We start from the raw sequence: 22,605 nt of genomic DNA, 5'->3' as shown, positions 1-22,605 counted from the left end.
AGAGCAAGACGGTGACGTATTCGGTGAAGGTCAATGCCGATGTGGTCGGTGGGGTGTTCGTGAACAACTTCGTTGTTCCGGGTACGACTCCGCCGGTTGATCCTCCGGAGGTGTGTGATCCGGCGACGCAGCTGTGCACGACGCATCCGGTGGTGTCTCCGAAGATTGCTGTGGTGAAGTCTTCTGATCCGGTGTCGGGTTCGAATGTTGTTGCCGGTCAGGACATCAAGTACACGCTTTCGTTCTCGAACACCGGTAACGGTGCGGGTGAGGTCGCGTACTTCGATGATTTGCGTCAGGTTGTGGACAAGGGTGCATTGAGTGGTTTGGCTGCTGATGCTCCGTTGGTTGCGACGATGGTCGGCACGGATGGTTTCTCGGTGACGGGAACCTTGGCGGCCGGTGAGAGCAAGACGGTGACGTATTCGGTGAAGGTCAATGCCGATGTGGTCGGTGGGGTGTTCGTGAACAACTTCGTTGTTCCGGGTACGACTCCGCCGGTTGATCCTCCGGAGGTGTGTGATCCGGTGACGCAGCTGTGCACGACGCATCCGGTGAAGGTTCCGGGGTTCACGGTCGCGAAGGCTGCCGATCCTGCGTCGGGTACCAATGTTGCTGCTGGTCAGACGATCACGTATACGGTGACCGGTTCCAACACGGGTAACACGACTCTTGATCCGGTGGTGTTGACCGATGATCTGTCGAAGGTTCTCGACAACGCGGTGTTGGTGGACGGTTCGCTGAAAGCAACGGTCGACGGTGTCGACGGGACTGCTCCGACCCTGTCGGGTACGACGCTCTCGTGGACCGGCGTGCTCGAGGCCGGTAAGTCGGTTGTTCTGACCTACCAGGTGAAGATCAATGCCGGTGTTGCCGGCGGGGTTCTGATCAACAACAAGGTCACCGGTACTGCGAAGCCGCCGACGGGTCCGGAGATCACTCCTCCGCCGGTGACGACCGAACACCCGGTGAAGGTTCCGGGGTTCACGGTTGCGAAGGCTGCTGATCCGGTGTCGGGTACCAATGTTGCTGCTGGTCAGACGATCACGTATACGGTGACCGGTTCCAACACGGGTAACACGACCCTTGATCCGGTGGTGTTGACCGATGATCTGTCGAAGGTTCTCGACAACGCGACGTTGGTGGACGGTTCGCTCAAGGCAACGGTCGACGGTGTCGACGGGACTGCTCCGACCCTGTCGGGTACGACGTTGAGTTGGACGGGTGCACTCGAGGCCGGTAAGTCGGTTGCTCTGACCTACCAGGTGAAGATCAACGACGGTGTCGCCGGCGGGGTTCTGATCAACAACAAGGTCACCGGTACTGCGAAGCCGCCGACGGGTCCGGAGATCACTCCTCCGCCCGTGACGACCGAGCATCCGGTTCTGTCTCCGAAGATTGCTGTGGTGAAGTCTTCTGATCCGGTGTCGGGTTCGAATGTTGTTGCCGGTCAGGACATCAAGTACACGCTCACGTTCACGAACACCGGTAACGGTGCGGGTGAGGTCGCGCACTTCGATGATCTGCGTGGTCTGCTCGATGATGCTGATCTGGTTGCGGGCAGCTTGAGTGCTGATGCTCCGTTGACTGCTGCGATGGTCGGCACGGATGGTTTCTCGGTGACGGGATCCCTTGCGGCCGGTGAGAGCAAGACGGTGACGTACACCGTCACGGTCAAGGCTGATGCCGATCGCGTTGCGGCGAATGCCGACAACATGGTGCTCAACTTCGTTGTTCCGGGGACGACTCCGCCGGTTGATCCTCCGGAGGTGTGTGATCCGGCGACGCAGCTGTGCACGACGCATCCGGTGAAGGTTCCGGGGTTCACGGTTGCGAAGGCTGCTGATCCGGTGTCGGGTACCAATGTCGCTGCTGGTCAGACGATCACGTACACGGTGACGGGTGCGAACACGGGTAACACGACTCTTGATCCGGTGGTGTTGACCGATGATCTGTCGAAGGTTCTCGACAACGCGACGTTGGTGGACGGTTCGCTCAAGGCGACTGTCGACGGTGTCGACGGTGCTGCTCCGACCCTGTCGGGCACCACGCTCACCTGGACCGGTGCATTGGAAGCCGGTAAGTCGGTTGTCCTGACCTACCAGGTGAAGATCAACGACGGTGTCGCCGGTGGCACGTTGATCAACAACAAGGTCACGGGTACTGCGAAGCCGCCGACGGGTCCGGAGATCACTCCTCCGCCGGTGACGACCGAACACCCGGTGAAGGTTCCGGGGTTCACGGTCGCGAAGGCTGCGGATCCGGTGTCGGGTACCAATGTTGCTGCGGGTCAGACGATCACGTATACGGTGACGGGTGCGAATACGGGTAACACGACTCTTGATCCGGTGGTGTTGACCGATGATCTGTCGAAGGTTCTCGACAACGCGACGTTGGTGGACGGTTCGCTGAAGGCGACTGTTGACGGTGTCGACGGTGCTGCTCCGACCCTGTCGGGCACCACGCTCACCTGGACCGGTGCATTGGAAGCCGGTAAGTCGGTTGTCCTGACCTACCAGGTGAAGATCAACGATGGTGTTGCCGGCGGGGTTCTGATCAACAACAAGGTCACCGGTACTGCGAAGCCGCCGACGGGTCCGGAGATCACTCCTCCGCCGGTGACGACCGAGCATCCGGTGGATGGCACACCCGCGATCGAGGTACTGAAGTCCTCTGTTCCGTCCACCACGAACCGTGTGGTTGGCGGCCAGGAGATCACGTACACGCTCACGTTCAAGAATGTGGGCACCGCGGATGGTGAGATCAGTTTCTACGACGATCTGACCGATGTTCTCGACGATGCAGTAATGACGAAGGATCCGGCTACCACTTCCACGCTGGTTGTTTCGGGTGTCGTCGACAACGTCTTCACGGTCACCGGCAAGCTGGCCAAGGGTGAGAGCGCGACCGTGACGTACACCGTCAAGGTCAATCCTGAGATCGGAACGTTGTCAGGTCCCGGATTCACTCCGGGTGTCCTGAACAACTACCTGGTGGTTGGTGGCGAGAACCCGCCAGTGGACTGTGTCCCGGGCGACGCTCTCTGCACCGAACACCCGATAGACCCGCCGGAGACCACCACTACGGTGCCGCCGACGACCACCACGACGCCGCCGGTCACGACGGAACCCTGTGTTCCTCCGACGACGACCACGCGGATGGTTCCGACGACAACGGTTGCGACGACGACGGCTAGCGCGACCACTGCCGGTGACGCTGATGTGACCGGTACGGAGGAATCCACCACAGAGGAGACCACGACAGAAGAAGTTGTCGCGGAGGAGATTGTGGATCCGTGTGGCGTGACGACAACGACGCCGCCGACGACAACGCCGCCGGTCACGACAGTTCCGCCGACCACGACGGTTCCGAACACGACGGTGCCGGTTACACCGACGATCATCATTCCCCCGATCGTCGTTGTGCCTCCGATCGTCGTACCGCCGACGGTTCCGGGTCAGCCGGTTCCGAGCACGGTTCCGGGACAGCCGAAGCCGCCGACAGCAAACCCGGGTCAGCCGGGTCAGCCGAAGCCGTCTGCTCCTCAGGGCGGGACGATCAACTCGGGTGGTGGCGCTGGTGAGAGTGGCGTGAACACCGGGTTGCTCGCAGCAGGTGGATTGGTTCTGCTGCTGGCGCTGGGAACGGGTGTTGTTCTCCTGACGCGTAAGCGTCGCGAGGACGGTGACAACTGATTCTCTTGAGAATCTGAGGTAAACGACGTGGGGCAGATCGCAGAGTATGCGATCTGCCCCACGTCGTTTTCATGTGTGTTACGAGCCGAGCCGAGATCCGTCCTTCTTCCAGGCTGCAACTACCGACGGGCGAGGCTGGGCGGAACCACCGTCGGGCCAATGGGATGCGGGGCTTTCGATGCTGGCGTCGTCGGTCTCGCCGGGGTGCTGGACGCAGACGATGACGCGCTTCTCGTCCACGATGGGGCCGCAGGTTTCGGCGCCGACGGGAACGGTGAGGAACTGCTTTGTCTCACCGCGGTTTTCGCCTTCGAGGACAACGCTGAACAGCCCGTCGTTGGACTTGAGTGCGTTGCCGTCGGTGGAGATCCACAGATTGCCGTGCGGGTCGAAGGCAAGGTTGTCCGGGCATGAGATGGGGCTGACCTTGCTCTTGTCGAACCCGCCGAAGTAAGTATCGGCTGTGGCCGGATCTCCGCAGACGAGAAGAAGATTCCAGCCGAAGGTGGTGCCGGCGTGGTCGTCGGTGATTTCGAGGACCTGGCCGTTCTTGTTGTTGTTCCTCGGGTTCGCCTCGTCGGCCGCGGCGCCACCGTCGACTCCGCGCTTGGTGTTGTTGGTCAGTGCGACGTAAACCTTGCCGCTCTTCGGGTTTGCCTCGAAGTCCTCGGGGCGATCCATCTTCGTTGCCCCGACCTTGTCACCGGCCTGGCGGGTGAAGACGGCGACCTCTTCGGCGCTCATGCCGTCGACCAGCGATTCGCCCTTGCCGTCTTCGCCGGTGCGCAGGATGGCTACCCACTCGCCGGTTCCGTCGAACTTGCCGTCCGACGGAAGCTTGCCGCTGCCGTCGATCTCGCCGGCGGAGTTTCCGCTGAGCTTTGCGACGTACAGTGTTCCGGCGTCGAGCAGAGTCATGTTGTGGCGCATGGCTGCCTGACTCTTGCCGTCCTGCATCTTTCGGCTGGAGACGAACTTGTACATGTAGTCGAAGCGCTCGTCGTCGCCGCTGTAGGCGACGACGGTGCCGTCCGACGTGATGTAAATGGTGGCGGCTTCGTGCTTGAAACGTCCGAGCGCTGTGTGCTTGATCGGAGTCGACGACGGATCCCAGGGATCGATCTCGACGACGTATCCGAATCGGTTGACCTCGTTGGGTTCTGCGACCAGATCGAACCGCTTGTCGAAGCGTTCCCACTTGCGCTCGGAAGCGGCACCGGCAAGACCGTAGCGCTTCAGCCGTGCTGCCACCGTGGGATCGGTGACACCCTCGGCGTTCGCGAAGTACTGGTTGAAGTTCTCTTCGCCGGAAAGCACTGTGCCCCAGGGGGTGACGCCGCCGGCGCAATTGTTGAGGGTGCCGAGCACTTTGGTTCCCGTGGGATCGGCACTCGTCTTGAGGAAGTCGCTACCTGCAGCGGGGCCGGTCACGACAAATTCCGTGGTTCCGGTGATGCGGCGGTTGTTCGATCCGATCTCCGGTACGAGCTTGCCGTTGTCGGATTCGCCCGTGACCTGCACGACCGACAGTCCGTGGCTGGCGAGGCCGATCTTGAACTGCTCCTCGGTCGGGTTCTCCGCATCGTAGCCGCGGAACATCGCCGGCTCGGTGGAGTATTCGTGATTGACCACGAGTAGGTAGGTGTTGGGCTGCCCGTCGACCGGGAGCAATCCGGCGAAGTCGTTGTTGAATCCGAACTGCAGTTCCTGCGCTGCAGCAGTCTGCTTGTCGAAGTCGAAAGCCGGGGCGCCTGCGAGAACGGCGTCACCCCAGCGAATCACGACGGCTTGATCGTATCCGTCAGGGACGGTGACCTTGTCTTCCTTGTTGGGCGCGACGGCGCCGAAGTTCGTCCCCGCTGGTGTCGATCCGCTGCTGCTGCCGCTCGTCGATCCGGTTCCCGGTTCGGCACTTGCGGATTCGTCCGAACAGGCGACGAGGGCGCTGCCCGCTCCCACCGCGAGCACTGCCATGCCGCTGCCCCGGAGCAAGCCGCGACGACTCAGCGCTGTGCGTGCGATGTCGCGGAAGTACTCGCCGCCCGAGGTGTTGGGGACCTCGTGAGAGCACGCGTTTCCGCACTTGTACTGGCAGGTGATCGACGCGCGTGCAGACACGCCGTCGTGTTTGACGAACAAGGCCAAAGGCTTGATAGCCACCGTGAACTCCCGAGATTCGATGTACGGACTTCGGGAACCGTAGAAGCTCGAAGCAAGGGTAAAGGAACGTAAAAATGAACGGCAAAACAACGAGGTGACCCTTACCCGCGGTTTACGACGCGTCCCCGCGGGGACGTCGCATGACATTTGTCATCGCTGATCCGTGACGGTGTCACCGCAGGTGATGACGCAGTGCACTGTTTTCGGCTCTGACTTCCCGCGAAGCTTGGATGCATGAGAGAACCACATGAGGGAAGCCTCCTGACGGACCTGATGGACATCGGACCCGCACCCACGATGGGCCGCGAACTTGTTGTGATCGTCGTGAATATTGCGATCATCGGAGTGCTGTTCGCGATCATCGGCTCCAATCCCGTGTTCTGGATTCTTGTTGCCGCTCTCGCTGTCTATGCGGGTATCCGATTCGTGATCGGACTGCGCGGCTGGAACCGAGCGGAGGCGCAGCGATGAAGGGCGATCCCGTGATCGACGTAGTCGGAATGTCGCGGCGTTACGGCTCCGGTAAGGAGGCGTTCGATGCTGTTCGCAATCTGGATCTGAGTGTTCAGGAAGGCGAGCTGTTCGGCCTCCTCGGAACCAATGGTGCCGGCAAGACGTCCACTCTCGAAGTGATTCAGGGTCTTTCACGATCCAGTGCCGGAACGGTGCGCGTTCTGGGCATGGATCCGGTGCGCAACCGCAAGCAGATTCGCCCGTCGCTTGGCATCATGCTCCAGAAGGGTGGCTTGCCCCAAGACCTGACTGCTCGTGAGAGTTTGGCGATGTGGGCCGGAACCTGCTCGAATCCGCTGCCCGTGGACGAGGTGCTCGAGCGCGTGGACATGCGTGACCGTGGTGATACCCGCGTGAAGTTCCTCTCGGGAGGTGAGGCGCGGCGACTGGATCTGGCGTGCGCGATCATCGGCCGGCCACTCGTCCTGTTTCTCGACGAGCCGACTACTGGTTTGGATCCCGAAAGTCGACGTAACACTTGGCAATTGATTGCTGACTTGAAAGCGTCGGGCGTCACCATCATGTTGACGACGCACTACCTGGACGAAGCCGAGTCCCTGTGCGACCAGTTGGCGATCATGCACCGAGGATCGGTGGTGCGCAGCGGAACCGTGGCGGACGTCGTCGCGGATCATCCCGCCCAGATCAAACTGCACCGTCCCGGTCTTCCGCTCCCGGCCCTGGCCGGCGCCGAGGTACGCGTCGAAAACGATCTGGTGGTGATCACCACTCGCACAGTGCAGGAGACGCTGACGGAACTGCTGCTGTGGGCACAGCACAACAACATCCTGCTGACCGGCCTGGATGCCCGCGCGGCATCCCTGGAGACCGTATTCCTCTCCATTGCAGACCAATTCGATCATCACGCAGCTCTCGAAGGAGCGTCGGCATGAACCGCATAGCAACCCTGTCTCGTTCGGAGTTCACGCTCCTGGGACGAAATCGACTGTTGCTCTTCAACGCAATCGTCCTCCCGTTGATCTTTCCCGTGGGGATGCTGTACCTGTCGCGCGATGGCGGGTTGTCCGACAAGTCGGTGTCGGCAGGCCTCGAGGTGTTTGCACTCTTCCTGCTCGTGTTCGTGGTCTTCTACAACCTCCTGTCGGTGTACGCGACGCGTCGTGACGAGTTGGTTCTCAAGCGACTACGGACAGGGGAATGCAGCGACGCCGAGATCCTCGCGGGCCCGGCAGTGCCGTCGTGGGTTCTCACCGGCCTGTTGACGGTGGTGATCGGAATCGCCGTGATGGTTCTGGGCGGTCGTGCTCCGGTCAATCCGGTCCTGGTGCTGGTCGCGGTGATCGGCGGCGCCGCGCTCTTCACGGCGCTGGCGTTGATCACTTCGGCTGTCACGCGAAATGCAGAGGCGGCGCAGATCACCTGCATGCCGATTCTGATTCTGGCGACGGCAGGTATGTCCTCGATCAGGAATGTCGTGCCGGACAACGTTGCTCGCATTCTCGATTTCACTCCGCTGGCCGCAGTAGTGGACCTTCTCAATCTCGGATGGCTGGGGCGGACCACTGGCGAACTGGCTGATCTGGGCGATGCGCCCGGTGCGGCAGCGGGATTTGTCGACACCTTCGGTTCGGCTGTGCAACCGTTGTTGGTCATGCTGGCGTGGATCGTCGGTTCGGTTCTGATCGCGAACGTCCACTTCCGCTGGGAACCGCGTTCGTAGAACTCTGAGAAGGTAGTGGGCATGATCGCGCAGAACTTCGGACGCTGGAATCCGAGACGGACGTGGCGAACCGCGTCGAACGTCGACAAGGTTCGCCTCTACACGCGGCAATCGTTCATCATGGTCGCAGTGGTTTTCGGTGGCTTCGGTGCGGTCACCGAGGTCGTTGCGGATCGGTACCTGTCGTGTGTCTTCCTCGGAATCAGTGCCGTTGCGTGCGTCATCGCCGTGTCTCGGATGCCTGATCTGGGCGGAGTCGTGGCCAAGCCCGTCCAGATTCCTCTTGCCGTGATGACGTTGTCGGCGTTCTGCTCGGCGGGAATTGCCTTGGGAAGCAATGGCGAGAACGGCCCGTACTTCTGGCTGGCGGCAATCCTTGTCGTGCCCCTTGCGGGGTTGACGTCGTTGCGCTGGCTGATCGTGGGCTCGGTGGCCGCCGGGGTTGTACTGGGACTGCTTGCGGGTCCGGAAAGCGGCGTGTCCGTCGGAATCGTCGCCGCCTTCATGGGGCTGACCGTCTACATGTCGGTGTGGCTGCTGCGGATGGTCACCGAATTGGACGAGGCACGCGGAGCCGCTGCCGCTCTGTCCGTCGCCGAGGAACGGTTGCGATTTTCACGCGATCTCCATGACGTCGTCGGGCGGGCACTGTCTGCAATTGCGGTGAAAAGTGAACTTGCAGCTACTCTTTCACGACGCGGCGACGATCGTGCCGCCGCGCAGATGGACGAAGTACGCGAACTTGCGCAAGATTCACTCGACGAAGCGCGCGAGTTGGTTCGGGGATACCGGTCCATCGCCTTGGCGTCCGAGCTGGCCGGTGCGCAGTCTCTGCTCGAGGCCGCCGGAATCTCCACTGCGATACGTGGATCGGCAGATCAGCTGCCGGTGGAACTGGCCGAAGCTGCCGCCTGGGTCGTCCGTGAAGGCGTCACCAACATTCTCCGGCACTCCAGTGCCGAGAATTGCAGCATCGAAGTGTTCGCGGACGGCGTCGTGATCGCCAACGACGGCGCACGGATCGCAGAGCCGAACAACGGAACCGGCCTGAACGGATTGCGCGAGCGCGTCGGCGCCGTCGGAGGAATTGTCGAAACCGTGCAGGACGAAGATCGCTTCACCCTCACCGCCCACTTTCCGTCCCGAACGAAGGAGTCTCGGTGACCGAGCCGATCAAGGTACTGCTGGCCGACGACGAGAACCTGATCCGCTCGGCTCTGGCCATGATGTTGTCGCTCGAGGACGACATCGTTGTCGTCGCGGAAGCCGAATCCGGCGAGGATGCCGTGGTCGCTGCTGCAAAACATCAACCTGACGTAGCCGTGCTCGACCTTCAAATGGCAGGTATCGACGGCATCGAGACGGCGCAACAGATTGCGCAGACGGTCTCGGGGTGCGTCTCGATCATCGTGACGAGCCACGGGCGTCCCGGGTATCTGAAGAAGGCACTGTCAGCAGGCGTCCGAGGATTTCTGCCGAAGACGACGCCTGCGGCGACGCTCGCCGAGGTGGTCCGCAGCGTCCATGCCGGCGGGAGGTACGTCGACCCGTCGTTGGCTGCCGAGGCAATCGGCGCCGGCGACTCACCGCTTACTCCGCGCGAAGCGGACGTACTCGAGTACGCGGCCGACGGAGCATCCATCGAGCAGATCGCTTCCCGGGCACACCTCTCGGCAGGAACCACCCGGAACTATCTGTCGTCAGCTGTCACCAAACTCGGTGCTGCCAACCGGCACGAAGCAGCGGTGATCGCCCGCCGGCAGGGGTGGATTTAGGGCCTTCGGCCCCGTGCGCCTTTCTGGTTGCGGGCACTACCAAAAAGGCGCACAGGGCCGAAGGCCCCGCAATGTCGAGAATCCCCGACTTGCTTCGTCCCTGTAGTGAAGTGCGACCAGAATGGGTGGCACCGACACAGAGGAGATTCACGATGGCCAAGTACTTGCTGCTCAAGCACTACCGCGGCGCTCCGGCTGCAGTCAACGACGTGCCGATGGACCAGTGGACGCCGGACGAGATCACTGCCCACGTGAAGTACATGCAGGACTTCGCGGATCGGCTCGAGAAGGCGGGCGAGTTCGTCGACGGTCAGGCTCTCGCTCCTGAGGGCACCTTTGTCCGGTACGACGGTGAGGGTCGCCCGCCGGTCACCGACGGTCCGTTCGCGGAAACCAAGGACCTCATTGCCGGCTGGATGGTGATCGACGTCGACAACTACGACCGTGCCGTCCAATTGGCCGGCGAGCTCTCGGCCGCGCCCGGCGCAGGCGGGAAGCCGATTCACGAATGGCTCGAACTGCGCCCGTTCCTGACCGAGCCGCCGACCATCACGGACTGAAACCTGTCATGGACGACGCCCTACTTCGGAGTCTGACTCCGAGCGTGCTCGGCATCCTCGTCCGCCGCGGAGCAGATTTCGCGTCGGCCGAGGACGCCGTGCAGGACGCTCTGCTCGAGGCGGTCAGGGTCTGGCCGGACAACCCGCCGCGGGACCCGAAGGGCTGGCTGGTCACGGTGGCCTGGCGGCGGTTCCTCGACGGGATCCGTTCGGATGCGGCTCGTCGCAAGCGGGAGTTTCTGGCGGACGAGCAGCCAGGCGAGCGGCCGGTCAGCGGGTCGGTGCCGGGCGTGGACGACACACTCCAGCTCTACTTTTTGTGCGCGCACCCGTCGTTGACGCCGTCGTCCGCCGTCGCACTCACGCTGCGCGCTGTCGGCGGGCTGACCACCCGCCAGATTGCGCAGGCCTACCTGGTGCCCGAGGCGACTATGGCTCAGCGCATCAGCCGAGCCAAGCGCACGGTCTCCGGCGTCCGGTTCGAGCAACCCGGCGATGTCGCCACCGTCCTGCGTGTCCTCTATCTGGTCTTCAACGAGGGGTACTCCGGCGACGTCGACCTGGCTGCCGAGGCCATCCGGCTCACCCGGCAGTTGGCGGCCGCGATCGATCACCCCGAAGTCGCAGGGTTGCTCGCACTGATGCTGCTCCATCACGCTCGTCGAGCCGCGCGAACTGCCGCGGACGGCAGTCTGGTTCCGCTAGCCGAGCAGGATCGCAGCCGGTGGGACACCGATTCGATTGCCGAAGGAGTCGCAATCCTCCAGTCAGCTCTCGCCCGCGACCGGCTCGGTGAGTTCCAGGCCCAGGCCGCCATTGCTGCACTCCATGCCGACGCTCTCACAGCAGACGAGACCGACTGGGTGCAGATCGTGGAGTGGTACGACGAACTCGCAGCCTTGACCGACAGCCCGATCGTCCGGCTCAACCGAGCGGTGGCCGTCGGCGAGGCAGACGGACCACGCGCCGGATTGGCAGCTCTTGCAGCGCTGGACGATTCACTTCCACGCCATGCCGCAGTCGAGGCCTATCTGCGTGAACGCGACGGAGACCTCGAGTCGGCGGCGAGGTTGTATGCCGATGCAGCGCACAAGGCATCCAACCTCGCCGAACGCGACCATCTGATGCTTCAGGCGTCCAGGATCAACGCCCGTCGATCTCCTGCAAGCGCCCCTGAGTCAGAGAACCTGTGAGAGGAACGCTTGCAGTCGATCTGTTTCGGGATCGTCGAAAAGCTGTTCCGGAGTACCGGTTTCGACAACGGCACCGCGATCCATGAACAGCACCTTGTCGGAAACGGAACGCGCGAAACCCATTTCGTGCGTCACGACGACCATGGTCATGCCGGACTTCGCGAGATCGGCCATCAATGCCAGAACACCCTTGACCAGTTCGGGGTCGAGAGCTGACGTCGCCTCGTCGAAGAACATGACCTCGGGCTTCATCGCCAGGGCGCGGGCAATGGCGACGCGCTGCTGCTGACCTCCCGAAAGGTTGCCGGGCCGCGAGTCGGCCTTCTCCCTGAGCCCCACCAGATCCAGCTGCTCGAGCGCGAGCGCCCGAGCTTGTTCCTTCGACAAACCCTTGAGCTTGTTCGGCCCGAGTGCGATGTTCTCCGCGACGGTCTTGTGCGGGAACAGGTTGAAGTGCTGGAACACCATGCCTATTCGCTGGCGTAGCTCGTCGGGGTTGTCCTTCAGGACGGACTTCCCGTCGAGCAGCACGTCACCTTGCTCGGGCTCGTGCAGACGGTTCAGCACGCGCAGGAGCGTCGACTTGCCCGAACCGGAGGGCCCGATGACGGTGACGGTGTTTCCGGCGTCGACGTGCAGGTTGACGCCGCGAAGCACCTTGTTGGTGCCGAAGGACAGATGCAGGTCCTTGCCGGTGAGCGATACGGACTTCAGTTCAGAGCTGGTGGTCATGTCCTCAGCCCCTTTCCACGACGATGGCCTGCTCGAGCGGATCCAACGTGCCTGAAGTGTCGGCGCGTCCGGTCCGGAGTCGGTTGTCGATGTAGTTGACGAGGTGCGTCAGCGGGATGGTCAGAGCAAGGTAGAACAAGCCTGCCGCAACGAGCGGGGACAGGCTGCCGGTCTGGGCGTTGAGATCACGTCCGACGGCAAAGAGTTCCCGCTGGGTGACGAGCAGACCGAGGAAGTAGATCAGCGACGAGTCCTTGATCAGCGAGATGAACTGGTTCATCAACGCCGGCAGAACGCGTCGTACACCCTGCGGGATGACGACCAGCGACATGGACTTTCGGTAGCTGAAACCGAGGGCACGTGAAGCCTCGAGCTGCCCGGACTCGACGCTCTGGATTCCGGATCTGAAGATCTCACCGATGTATGCCGACGCGAGCAGGGACAGCGCCGCGACACCGAGCCAGTACGGATTGCTACCGGTGATTCCCTTGACGATCGGTCCGACGCCGAGCCCGATGATCAAGATGATGACGACTGCGGGCAGGCCACGGAAGATGTCGGTGTAGACGCGGGCCGGCCAGCGCAGCCAACGGGTGCGCGAGATACCGGCGACAGCGAGCAGCATGCCGAGAATCGTGCCGATGATGCCGGACGCGAGCGCAAGGATCAGGGTGTTGGGAAGACCGGTCTTGAGGAGATCGGGGAATGCCTTCTTGTACAGATCCCAGTCGAAGAACGTGTCCTTGAGCTGTTCGAGCGTCGACTTCGGTTGGTACGACGCGGTATCGCCACCGTCGCCGTTTGCTGCGTTTTCCGCGGCAATGGCTGCGAAGTCGGGCAGTTCCGGAGTGGCCGCGGCCTTGGATCCGGGCTTCCAGCCTTCAGGGAGTTGGCGCGGTACCCAGTCGGCGTACAGCTGAGACCAGGTTCCGTCGTCGATGACTGCGTCGAGGCCGGAGTTGAGGGCGTCGATCAGCGGCTGGTTTTCCTTGTTCACCGCCCAGCCGACGAAGTTGTTGACCGAGAAGGTGTTCTGGATGATCGAGGTCGGATCACCGGGAGCGATTGCACCTTCGGCCTGCTGAGACGGAGCTACCCAGGCGTCGATCTGTCCGGACTTGAGGTTCGCGTACGCCGTGGCGTAGTCGGGAAACTTCACGGGATCGAGCTTGAGCGTGTTCACGACGTAGTCGTCCTGCACGGTTCCCTGTACGACGCCGATGCGCTTTGATGCGTCCAGGTCTCCGAAGCCGGTGATCGGGCTGCCGTTAGGCACGACGAGGGAGAAGTATCCGAAGTCGTAACCGTTGGTGAAGCCGACGGTGTTGCGACGGTCGTCCGTGGTGGTGATGGACGACGAGCCGACGTCGAAGCGTCGACCGGCAACCTGGGCGAGAAGCCCGGCGAACTCGGTGCCGACGAACTCGACCTTCAGGCCCAGCTTGTCCGCGACGGCCTTCAGCAGCTCGTTGTCGTATCCGGTGTACTGATTCTCGGAGTTGACGCAGATGCTCGGGGGCGCGTCACCGAGCGTGCCGACCGTGATGACCCCGGGTTTGATCAGATTCAGCTTCGAGGTGTCGATCTGATCGACAGGGGTGACGGTGGCCGTGGTGTAGCGGTCTTCGGCGCCCGCACCCGCTGCCGCGTCCAGATTGGTGGGCGCCGCGGTTGCAGCTCCCACTCCTGGAGGTGCACACAGGTCTGTGGGGGCTGCCGACGAATCCGAGCCACTCGAGCACGATGACAGAGTCAGCGCCAGGAGGGCAGTGAGGAGCAGTGCCACCACCAGGCGGATCTTCGCTGCGACGGAAGAAAACATGCGTGCAGCGTAAACCTAAGGGTAGCCATTTCTCCGTGTAGAACTGTTGACAGTTTTCGGACAAGGGGCCGTTGCGCTGCGGGCATGCCTTCAAATCAGCGTGATTTTAAGTATCGCCAGGTCGGGGAATCTCGTGCCGTAGAGATCGGCGTCAGCGGACGGGTGCGAGTTCGACGCCCGACGGAGGTACCAGGCGACGCAGCGTTCCGTCGAAGCCGGTGACGTAGAGCGCCCAGCCGTCGCCGTCCTGTCCTATACGCACTGAACTCGGCCCGTTCCACCCATTCGACAGACCCGAAGCGACGACGCAGGAAGTGCCGGTTTCAGGGTGTACGCGATAGATCGAGCCTTCGACGTGAGCAGCGGCGTAGAGCATTCCATCCTGCGACATGGTCAGATCGTCGAGTCCGGGTATCAGGCTCGGGACCGTCGCTACAACTGTCCACGCGTCAGGGGTATCCAAGGGCACTCGAATGATCTGACCGGTGAACAGGTCATCGGTGTACACGGCTCGATGATCCGGACTGAGCGCGAGTCCCTCCGAACGCGGCACTGTCGACCAATTGGGAACGACGGCTCCGGAGTCGTGCAGATAGCGCGAGACGCCCTTTGGCGGACCTCCTTCTGTTCCGACCCACGTGGTCAGCAGATCGCCGTCGGGAAGCCGGAGCAGGCCGTTGCCCGCGAAGTCGACGGGTGCGGACAGCTGATCCGTCGAGGTGTCCAGGTGCCACAGCTTGCCGTCCTGTCTGGTGAGGAAGGACAGCCTCGAACCGTCGAGTTGCAAACCGCCAGGGGCAGCCATGTCGTCGAGGACAGTTCGTACCTGTCCTGCGGCGTCGACGTGATAGATCTTCGACTCGCCGGAGAGGTAGAACCCGCCGTTGTCATCGGGCTCGAGGTTTTCGAGCTGTTCCAACCCTTGCGCTACGGTTTCGACCCGCCACTCGCCGCACATCGGCGCGACTGTCCAGGTGGCCCCCGCCGGCGTCACCGCGGCCACGGTCCCGGCTGCGATCGCCGCGACGATCAACAACGCCCGAGTTCGGTTGCGTGATACCCCCATTGCGCACAACTTACGGCAAGCCGGACCAATATCAAACGGTCTGGTCGGTATAGCCGACGCCCAGGGGGTCGCTCCAGGTGGTCCACACGTCTGGCCCGAGTTCGATCTCGGCTGTGGTGAGTAGACACGCGTCGAGTTCTCGGTGCAGTCGAGACGGGTCGATGGCTTGGCCGATGAAGACGAGTTCTTGTCGGCAGTCTCCGACGGGTTCTTCCCACTTGTCGAGGATTCCGTCACGACGGTAATCGTCGGCCGGCCACTCGTCACGGGGTAGAAACTTCCACCAACGGCCGACGTATCCGTGGCGAATGAGATGACCGGCCTGAGAAATACTCCCGATCTCGGTGAACCGGCCGGCATTCCAGTAGTAGCCCTTGGCCCGAAGTAACTTTCCGTTGGTCCACTCGCTGCTGAGGAAATCATGCAGCCGTTGGGGGTGGAAGGGTGCGCGCTCGCGGTACACCACCGAACCGATTCCGTACTCTTCGGTTTCGGGGATGTGTTCACCTTGGAGTTCTTGTAACCATCCGGGGGCCTGTGCAGCCTTTTCGAGTGAGAACAAACCGGTGTCGAGAATCGTGTCGAGTGGGATGCGACCGAGCGTCATCGGAACTATCGCAGCGGATGCGTTCAAAGAGCGCAGGACTGCGGTCAATTCGACCAGGTGCTGGTGCGAGACGAGATCGGCCTTGCTCACCAGGATGACGTCGGCAAATTCGATCTGATCGACAAGCAGATCCGCGATGTCTCGTTCGTCTTCCGGGGCATCGGCTTCGACGCGGCCACCAGCCGTGTAGTCGCGCAGAAAACTGTGGCCGTCGACGACGGTGACCATGGTGTCGAGTCGGGCGACGTCGGCGAGGGCGTGGCCGTCGGTATCGATGAATGTGAACGTCTCTGCGACAGGCAGCGGTTCGGAGATGCCCGAAGATTCGATGAGTAGGTAGTCGAATCGGCCATCGGCGGCCAAGGCACTGATCTCGGAAAGAAGATCCTCTCGCAGAGTGCAGCAGATGCAGCCGTTGGTCATCTCGACCAGTTTCTCTTCGGAGCGACTGAGCGAGATCTCACGCTCGACTTCTGCACTGTCGATGTTGATTTCGCTCATGTCGTTGACGATCACCGCGACCCGCCGACCCTCTCGATTTCGCAGGATCTCGTTGAGTAGTGTCGTCTTCCCGGCGCCCAGGAAACCTGACAGCACCGTGACCGGAAGTCGTGTGTCGACCATGATTTCCAGTGTCCTTCCGAATGAGAGAATTGCTGTGATCAGGCGGCGGTCACGCGAAACGCTGTGATCGCGTGACCGCAGCCCGGAATGTTGGACGATCAGGCCGCAGGCTCGAGGTAACCCTCGAAAAGGTCGACTACGACGCTGCCGCCGTCGGTGTCGCTACCGAACAATTCCTCGGCGGCGAACTTCACGTGGTACGTCGGTTCTTCGCCGGCGTCGTTGCGCCCGTGGCCGATTGCGTCGGGAAACGGCCACTTCTCGCTAGTCCGATGAGAGATGGTTCCCACTCGTCCGCGGCAGTACGCAGGCATTCGAATATGCCCCGGAACGTACTCGTCGCGCACGCGTACTCGCTGACCGATTTCGAAGGTGGTCGTCTCGACGGGTGCCGGACGCCCTTCGGATTCGCTGGGCCGCGACAGTGGGAACGGTCCCCCTGCAAGGCTTTCGAGTTCTTCCTGCGTCAGGATTCCCTTTTCGACCATCAGTGTCGCGACGCCGATGACGTACCTCTCGTAGTACGGGGTCATCATGTAGTGGCGTGGTTCCATCCGCTCGACGACGTATCGAACTTCGTCGACGCTGAATGCCCCGAGTTCGGCGACACCGGCGAACATCAGGCTGTACGGCAGGTGTTCCCACTCGGCGTGGAAGGTGGGGCCGATGTCGGCGTTGACGGTATGCGGGACTTTGCCGAAGCCTTGAACTCCGGCAAGATCGTGTACTCCATCCATGGTGTGCTTCTTTCTTGTCGGGGTGATCAGACGGTGGGGACCTGCGGGACTGCGACGCCGATCAGGCAGTCCTTGGTGACGATCTCCTGAAGCTGTTCCTGGCTCCAGCCTTCGGTGCCTGCGGGACGTTGCGGGAGAACCATGTAGCGAGTTTCGGCGGTGGTGTCGTAGACGCGGATCTCGACGTCCGACGCGATCTCGGTTCCCATCTCGGAGAGAACCTTCCGTGGCTCACGCACCACTCGCGCACGGTATTCGAAACTCTTGTACCAGGTAGGGGGCAGGCCGAGAATGGGCCACGCGGTGCATGAACACAGCGAGCACACGATCACGTTCTTGAGGGTCGGGGTGTCTTCGACTGCCACGATGTATTCGCCCTGGGGGCCCAGATATCCGTACTGGGCAACCGCGGCGGTACCGTCGGTGAGAAGCAGTTGCCGGAAATCGGGGTCGGTCCAAGCCCGCGCGACCAATTCCGCTCCGCGCCTTGGACTGAAGTCCTCCTCGAAGGTTTTCTTCCATCCTTCGACGTAACCGTCGGGTACCAATCCCTTACCGTCGAGTGCGCGGAACAGGGCCCACGCGCGATCGGAGACCGGCGCCTGGGCCGGTGCGGCGTTCTCCGTTGTGTGGTCGATCGTTACTGACATCTGGTTCACCTTTTCTATGCGGGCTGATCATGTGTGAATCGGTGGAATTTGTTGTGCAAGTGCGGATACAGAACTAGGTGAGGCTGAGTTGTGGTGCAGAGTCGGAGATGTGGTCGGCAGGCGTCGGAAACGCGCCGCGAAGCTTTTCGAATGCGCGCCCGACCCGGAGGACCGTCGCATCGTCGAAGGTCTTGCCGGTGATCATCATTCCGACCGGAAGCCCGTTCACCAGGCCGGCGGGAACGGACAGGGACGGATGTCCGGTCACGTCGAATGGTGCTGTGTTGGCGATCATCCCGAGAGCTTTCGTGATGAAGGTTGCACGATCCACGTCGTTCGCCGGCAATTCGGATGCGACGTAGGGCAGTGTGGGCATCACCAGGACGTCGAATTGTCTCAAGGCAGTGTCGTAGGCGGCGCGGGCGAGCGGTACGAGGTTCCGGGCTTTGCCGTAGCTCGCGCCGCCGAGGGTGGTGATGCCGTGGTGGCCGGTCAGAGCCACCAGTTTGACGGTTTCGGACAGAGCGTCGGCGTGCTGAAGGCGTCGAGAAGCAAAGTGTGCCATCAGTTCCGGATCGTACAAACCTTCGGCGTTCATGCCGTATCCGTTGCCTTCCAACATCTGGTAGGCACCACCGTCCGTGGCGATCACGTTCCAGATGTGGAAAGCATGTAGGTGCCACGGGATGTTTACTTCCTCTACCGTGCAACCGATTTCGGCCAGACTGTGTGCCGCTGCGCGGACTGCGTCGTCGACCTCGGGCTGTGAGACCGCGTGCCCGAAACCTTCTCGAACGATCCCGATTCGCAGACCATCCACATCGGAGTCGAGGGTGGACAGATAGTCACCTGCTTCGACGCTGTCGGCTTGGCGTGGGTCGTTACCGTCGCGACCGGCGATGACCGAGAGCATCAGTGCGGCATCGTGGACCGTGCGTGTGATCGGGCCGAGATGGTCGATTGTTCGCTCGATGGGAAATGCACCGGTATACGGGACGAGCCCGAACGTCGGCTTGTGTCCGACGACGCCGCAGAATGCCGCCGGGATCCGGATCGATCCACCCTGATCCCCGCCGATGGCAAAATCGACGTCACCGTTTGCGACGAGAGCCGCACTGCCACCGGATGATCCACCTGCTTCACGCTGTGGGTCCCATGGATTGCGGACCGGTCCGCTTGCCGGTGTGAAGCTCGAACCGGAGAAACACAGGTCCTCACACACAGCTTTGCCCGCGACGGTTGCACCGGCCGCCAGTAGTCGAGTGACCACAGTCGCGTCGCGAGACGGAGTGAACCCCTCTACTGTCCGAGACCCGTTCATCATCGGAACTCCGGCCACGGTCACGTTGTCCTTGATCGCCACGCGTCGGCCGGTCAGGACGCCGTCCGACGTCGGCGGGATGCTTGTGGTCACATACCAAGCGCTCAAAGGATTTTCGCTCGCTGTTGGCACCGTGTGCTCACGTGACGTGGTCGGCGGGGTTGCCTCGTCGGCGTACAACTGGTCGACGACGTCGTAGGAGCCCAGTGCTCCGTCGATCAGTGCCGGCCACTCGAGCCGGGCTGATTGGTCGAGAGTGATGCCGTAATGCCTTGCGGCGGTGTCTATTGCATTGTCGTCAGGTCGGATTGTCGCCATGAGAAGTGTGCTCCTGATGTGATCGGCTTCACTTGTCTTTCAGACTAGGGCCGGATCCATAATTGCGTCAATAGGTATCGACATATTGACTCGTTAAGTTCGGGTTACGCGCGCTCAGAGAGAGCGGGGGTACAGGCGCCCACGGCGTGATTCAGCGAGCAGAATCGGTCGATGCAGTGGAACACCGTTGTTCGTAGAGCTTTTCGATGTCGTGACAAGCTGCCGAAGTACTGTTTCCGGATCGCCTGCCGACGTTCGTTCGACGGCGCGTGCGTAAGCGACGATCGCTTCGTACGTTGTCTCCGACAGGGAACTGAGCGGAGGCAGGAGTTCGTTCGAGCTCGCGCTGTATCGCTTTTCGAGGTCGTGATCGCCGGCTGCGGATTGAAAGTAGCCGAATGCCGCCCAGACTCCGTCAGCATCGGAATTGCCGATGAGCTGCTGAGTGGCCTCGTCGAGGACCAATGCAAACGTCCGCGTGGTGGCCCGCAGTCCGTGCTGGGCGCATTGTCGTTCGAAGAAGACCTCGTCATGGCCCACCAGGGTGGAAAGAATCAGTTCGGCCCCGGAGTCGGCTATCGACTCGATGATGCGTGAGAAGTCGGTTGTCCCCAACGGTACGTAGACTTCGCCGGCCACCGAACCTGTGGATTCGGCGATCACACGCCGGGCCGCCCAATGCGCTCCGAACGACCACGAATACTGCTGGCCGACCAGGAACCAAGTGCGAGAACCGGTCTCGGACATCATTGCGGGTATACCTGCTCGCGTCTGGTCGAGTGGTCGCTCACCCAATCGAAGGACTCCCGGACGCGATCGACCTCCCTCGTTGAGAACTGTGTGCACCAACAGCACACCGGTGTTCTGCAATGCAGATGCAGCGGCATTGAAGGTCGACGATGTCACGCACGCGAAAACGGCGCGACATCCGCTTTTCACCAATCGCAGTGCGGTCGCCGCTCCGGCCGCCGAGTCGGAAGCGTCATCGCCGATCACCAAGTCGACGAGAACGCCGCCGACGCCGCCGTCGGCATTGATTTCTTCCACGGCCAGGGCTGCGAGTGTTTCTGTCGCCTGGGCGAATACAGCTGCCGGGCCGGATTTGCTGACCAGCAGCCCGATCCGATGTCGGTCGGAACGCGGAGGTTCGGGTGGAGCGAATCCGCGCTTGTTGGCAAGCCAGGAAATGCCGTCCTGATCGAGGCTGGACTCGAGAACGATCCGGGTCCCGGCGCCGTCGGGAAAGAACCGGATCGTCAGGCGGCCGCGCCACGGTTGGTGGTGCACGATCACGACCGATCGGCCCCGCTTCACGCCGGCGACGTATCCCAACAGCGTGATCGGCATTCCGGCTGGCTCTGCGCGTGCGCCGTCGCCGACGGGAAGGGAGATGGCGGCAGCGGCCCCGACCGTCAGTTGCTCACATTCGAGTTCGAGCAGTTGCCCCGTTTCGAGGCGCTCGAAGGCTGACCCTGGTGGGTCGGTCGTCACGATCTGTGCCGTTACAGAGAGACCTGGCACGTTCTACTTCCTGCCTGAAATAGGTGCTGGGGCTCAACAAGGCCTCACGCTCGGCGACGCACCGATGCGACGTCTGAATCCTCAGTCGCAGTGGCCGGCAACTCGGAGGCGTTCGAACCTGCTTCCAGCGCTCGCCCGAGGACGTCGCGCAGGAACTGGAGTGCATCGTTGGCGGGCCCCGATGGATCTATCGAGAACAGGCGATGACGTCCTTGACGCCGTTCGACGATCACGCCGGACAACCGCAGCGCCTTGAGATGTGTGGATACCGTGGTGCGACCGACCGTCGAAATTTGATCGCTGATGAAGCCCGCGTTGCACTCGCCGTGTGTAGCCAGCGTGTCGAGAATCTGTCGACGCACTTGGTCGGCCAGCACAGCAAACGCCAACTCTTCGTTTCGTTGAGTAGTCACTGTCTGCTGTCCGCGCTTCCTCGATGGTCTCTACTGAGATATGTCGACACCCGTCAACATATCTCGAGTTGCCTCCGAGGGAAAGAATGTGGCCGAAGATTGCCGGCGACTTCGGTCAGTGCTCGGCGGTGATCACCGCGTCGCGCAGCATTCCGGTCCCGGGATGGCAATTGATGTACTCGTAGAGCTGATCGGCGGCATCGAATACCGAGACCTCATGGTAGAGACGCAATTTCGACAGGCCCTCGGCCACCCGGAAGAACGTCGTGAAGATCCGTAGATGGGTCGGGTGGGATTCCGACCACCGTTCGAGTTGGTCGAGGGAGGCCCAGTGGCCGATGTTGTAGCTCAAGTCGAGGAAGTTTCCGTCGATGTCGATATTGCGTACGAATCGGTTGCTGTAGCACCCGACGGCCGGGCCGTTGTCGCGGAGGAAGTCCATGCCCGATTGAAGAGTGGGCAGGATTTCGTCCAGGTAGAGGCTGCGCTCGTCTGCTTCCGCGTCGGCCCAGTCCTGCCCGGACCTGATCAGTGCGATGTTGTCGTGTCCCCGCACTACTACGCGTCCACCTACGGCGGGGTCACCGGCGACGACCCGCAGTTCGCCCGAGGCCTGCATCCAGTCGGTTTGGGAGATCGGAAACCGCTCGCGCATCGAACCCCAGTAGCCGTGCTCGTTGATTTCGCCGCTGACACCGTCCATGACAGCTCCCACCCCGGGGAGGTCGTCTTGGAACGCGTAGAGCGTTTCGAATTGTTCGGCTCTCGGTGCCACGATCTCGCGGAAGAACCCCAATCCGTCCGACAGGCGGTCTCCGGACTCCCACCAGGAGGACACTGGAGGTGATGTGCTCCAACGATGTTGGGAAGAAACATCTTTCCAGTAACCGACCACGATCAGGTTCTCGTAGCCCTGGTTGTCGATGTGATGGGTGAGATCGTGGTGTGCCGGTCCGTCCGGCAAGTCGAAGCCGGCGACGATATCCCGCATCGCCCGCAGTGCTGCCGGGCGCTGATCCTCGCCGCGGAACTGCACGCCGAGATAGCCCATCACGACCTGGTGCAATGTGTCGTCTGCGCGCCCGACCCACATGGGAAACGGTGGCGTATAGGTATCCGGGACCCGCCTGGTCAGAGTGCGCGGGCATTGAAGGTGTTCGCCGATTGCAGATTCCATGAGTGCTCCCTGTGATGTAGGTGGTCGAATCGGGTGCCTG

General features: G+C 62.0%; 19 protein-coding genes. 8 read left to right on the top strand and 11 right to left on the bottom strand.

The annotated features are described in order from the left end of the window. The coding region (locus RhoBH5_RS11640) for an isopeptide-forming domain-containing fimbrial protein (protein WP_270008300.1) at window positions 1–3,695 on the top strand (3,695 nt) is incomplete at its 5' end. Between the two features lie 78 nt (window positions 3,696–3,773). Here the strand turns inward: RhoBH5_RS11640 and RhoBH5_RS11635 are convergent. Continuing rightward, on the bottom strand, window positions 3,774–5,855 hold the full coding sequence (locus RhoBH5_RS11635; protein ID WP_270008299.1) for a PhoX family protein: 2,082 nt from the start codon (window positions 5,853–5,855) through the stop codon (window positions 3,774–3,776). Window positions 5,856–6,089: 234 nt separating this feature from the next. Here RhoBH5_RS11635 and RhoBH5_RS11630 point away from each other — a divergent pair, with 234 nt between their 5' ends. The 7 genes from RhoBH5_RS11630 to RhoBH5_RS11600 all read left to right on the top strand — a co-directional run bounded on the left by RhoBH5_RS11630 (window position 6,090) and on the right by RhoBH5_RS11600 (window position 11,577). Continuing rightward, a complete protein-coding gene (locus tag RhoBH5_RS11630; protein WP_228401538.1) occupies window positions 6,090–6,326 on the top strand; it encodes a hypothetical protein in 237 nt (78 codons plus the stop codon). Then, window positions 6,323–7,261: an ABC transporter ATP-binding protein gene (locus tag RhoBH5_RS11625; RefSeq protein ID WP_007735263.1), complete on the top strand. Its 939-nt coding sequence runs from the start codon at window positions 6,323–6,325 to the stop codon at window positions 7,259–7,261. The genes RhoBH5_RS11630 and RhoBH5_RS11625 overlap by 4 nt, the downstream gene beginning before the upstream one ends. After that, window positions 7,258–8,049 carry an ABC transporter permease gene (locus RhoBH5_RS11620; protein ID WP_118605714.1) on the top strand — a complete coding sequence of 264 codons (792 nt, stop codon included), beginning with the start codon at window positions 7,258–7,260 and terminating at the stop codon, window positions 8,047–8,049. The genes RhoBH5_RS11625 and RhoBH5_RS11620 overlap by 4 nt, the downstream gene beginning before the upstream one ends. A gap of 21 nt (window positions 8,050–8,070) precedes the next feature. After that, window positions 8,071–9,213 (top strand): sensor histidine kinase, encoded by a 1,143-nt coding sequence (locus RhoBH5_RS11615; RefSeq protein WP_270008298.1) that lies wholly within the window; start codon window positions 8,071–8,073, stop codon window positions 9,211–9,213. Continuing rightward, the gene (locus tag RhoBH5_RS11610) at window positions 9,210–9,824 is read left to right on the top strand and encodes a response regulator transcription factor (RefSeq protein ID WP_003946002.1); all 615 of its coding nucleotides are present in this window, start codon (window positions 9,210–9,212) and stop codon (window positions 9,822–9,824) included. The genes RhoBH5_RS11615 and RhoBH5_RS11610 overlap by 4 nt, the downstream gene beginning before the upstream one ends. Window positions 9,825–9,976: 152 nt before the next feature. Next, window positions 9,977–10,384, top strand: a complete 408-nt coding sequence (locus RhoBH5_RS11605; protein ID WP_003945999.1) for a YciI family protein — start codon at window positions 9,977–9,979, stop codon at window positions 10,382–10,384. A gap of 8 nt (window positions 10,385–10,392) precedes the next feature. Beyond that, window positions 10,393–11,577: an RNA polymerase sigma factor gene (locus RhoBH5_RS11600; RefSeq protein ID WP_270008305.1), complete on the top strand. Its 1,185-nt coding sequence runs from the start codon at window positions 10,393–10,395 to the stop codon at window positions 11,575–11,577. Here RhoBH5_RS11600 and RhoBH5_RS11595 read toward each other — a convergent pair. The 10 genes from RhoBH5_RS11595 to oxdA all read right to left on the bottom strand — a co-directional run bounded on the left by RhoBH5_RS11595 (window position 11,563) and on the right by oxdA (window position 22,565). Beyond that, window positions 11,563–12,309, bottom strand: a complete 747-nt coding sequence (locus tag RhoBH5_RS11595) for an amino acid ABC transporter ATP-binding protein (RefSeq protein WP_003946070.1) — start codon at window positions 12,307–12,309, stop codon at window positions 11,563–11,565. The two genes, RhoBH5_RS11600 and RhoBH5_RS11595, sit on opposite strands and share 15 nt — an antisense overlap. Before the next feature lie 4 nt (window positions 12,310–12,313). Continuing rightward, complete coding sequence (locus tag RhoBH5_RS11590) at window positions 12,314–14,131, bottom strand: ABC transporter substrate-binding protein/permease (RefSeq protein ID WP_003946057.1); 1,818 nt, start codon at window positions 14,129–14,131, stop codon at window positions 12,314–12,316. A 151-nt stretch (window positions 14,132–14,282) separates the two neighbouring features. Further along, window positions 14,283–15,197: an SMP-30/gluconolactonase/LRE family protein gene (locus tag RhoBH5_RS11585; RefSeq protein WP_030537653.1), complete on the bottom strand. Its 915-nt coding sequence runs from the start codon at window positions 15,195–15,197 to the stop codon at window positions 14,283–14,285. Between the two features lie 31 nt (window positions 15,198–15,228). Next, window positions 15,229–16,428, bottom strand: a complete 1,200-nt coding sequence (gene zigA / locus RhoBH5_RS11580; RefSeq protein WP_075835027.1) for a zinc metallochaperone GTPase ZigA — start codon at window positions 16,426–16,428, stop codon at window positions 15,229–15,231. A 98-nt stretch (window positions 16,429–16,526) separates the two neighbouring features. Further along, on the bottom strand, window positions 16,527–17,165 hold the full coding sequence (gene nthB / locus RhoBH5_RS11575) for a nitrile hydratase subunit beta (protein ID WP_042450645.1): 639 nt from the start codon (window positions 17,163–17,165) through the stop codon (window positions 16,527–16,529). Window positions 17,166–17,191: 26 nt separating this feature from the next. Beyond that, window positions 17,192–17,815, bottom strand: a complete 624-nt coding sequence (gene nthA, locus RhoBH5_RS11570) for a nitrile hydratase subunit alpha (protein WP_003946052.1) — start codon at window positions 17,813–17,815, stop codon at window positions 17,192–17,194. Window positions 17,816–17,888: 73 nt separating this feature from the next. Further along, the gene (locus RhoBH5_RS11565) at window positions 17,889–19,454 is read right to left on the bottom strand and encodes an amidase (protein WP_151098507.1); all 1,566 of its coding nucleotides are present in this window, start codon (window positions 19,452–19,454) and stop codon (window positions 17,889–17,891) included. A gap of 114 nt (window positions 19,455–19,568) precedes the next feature. Further along, complete coding sequence (locus tag RhoBH5_RS11560; RefSeq protein ID WP_042924347.1) at window positions 19,569–20,975, bottom strand: substrate-binding protein; 1,407 nt, start codon at window positions 20,973–20,975, stop codon at window positions 19,569–19,571. Between the two features lie 44 nt (window positions 20,976–21,019). Continuing rightward, window positions 21,020–21,388 carry an ArsR/SmtB family transcription factor gene (locus RhoBH5_RS11555; protein WP_007735244.1) on the bottom strand — a complete coding sequence of 123 codons (369 nt, stop codon included), beginning with the start codon at window positions 21,386–21,388 and terminating at the stop codon, window positions 21,020–21,022. Between the two features lie 115 nt (window positions 21,389–21,503). Then, window positions 21,504–22,565: an aliphatic aldoxime dehydratase gene (gene oxdA, locus RhoBH5_RS11550; protein WP_151098505.1), complete on the bottom strand. Its 1,062-nt coding sequence runs from the start codon at window positions 22,563–22,565 to the stop codon at window positions 21,504–21,506. Window positions 22,566–22,605 lie beyond the last annotated feature (40 nt).

The sequence above is a fragment of the Rhodococcus sp. BH5 genome (assembly GCF_027583855.1).
GTDB lineage: Bacteria > Actinomycetota > Actinomycetes > Mycobacteriales > Mycobacteriaceae > Rhodococcus_F > Rhodococcus_F qingshengii.
This window is presented reverse-complemented; position numbering and strand designations above follow the sequence as displayed.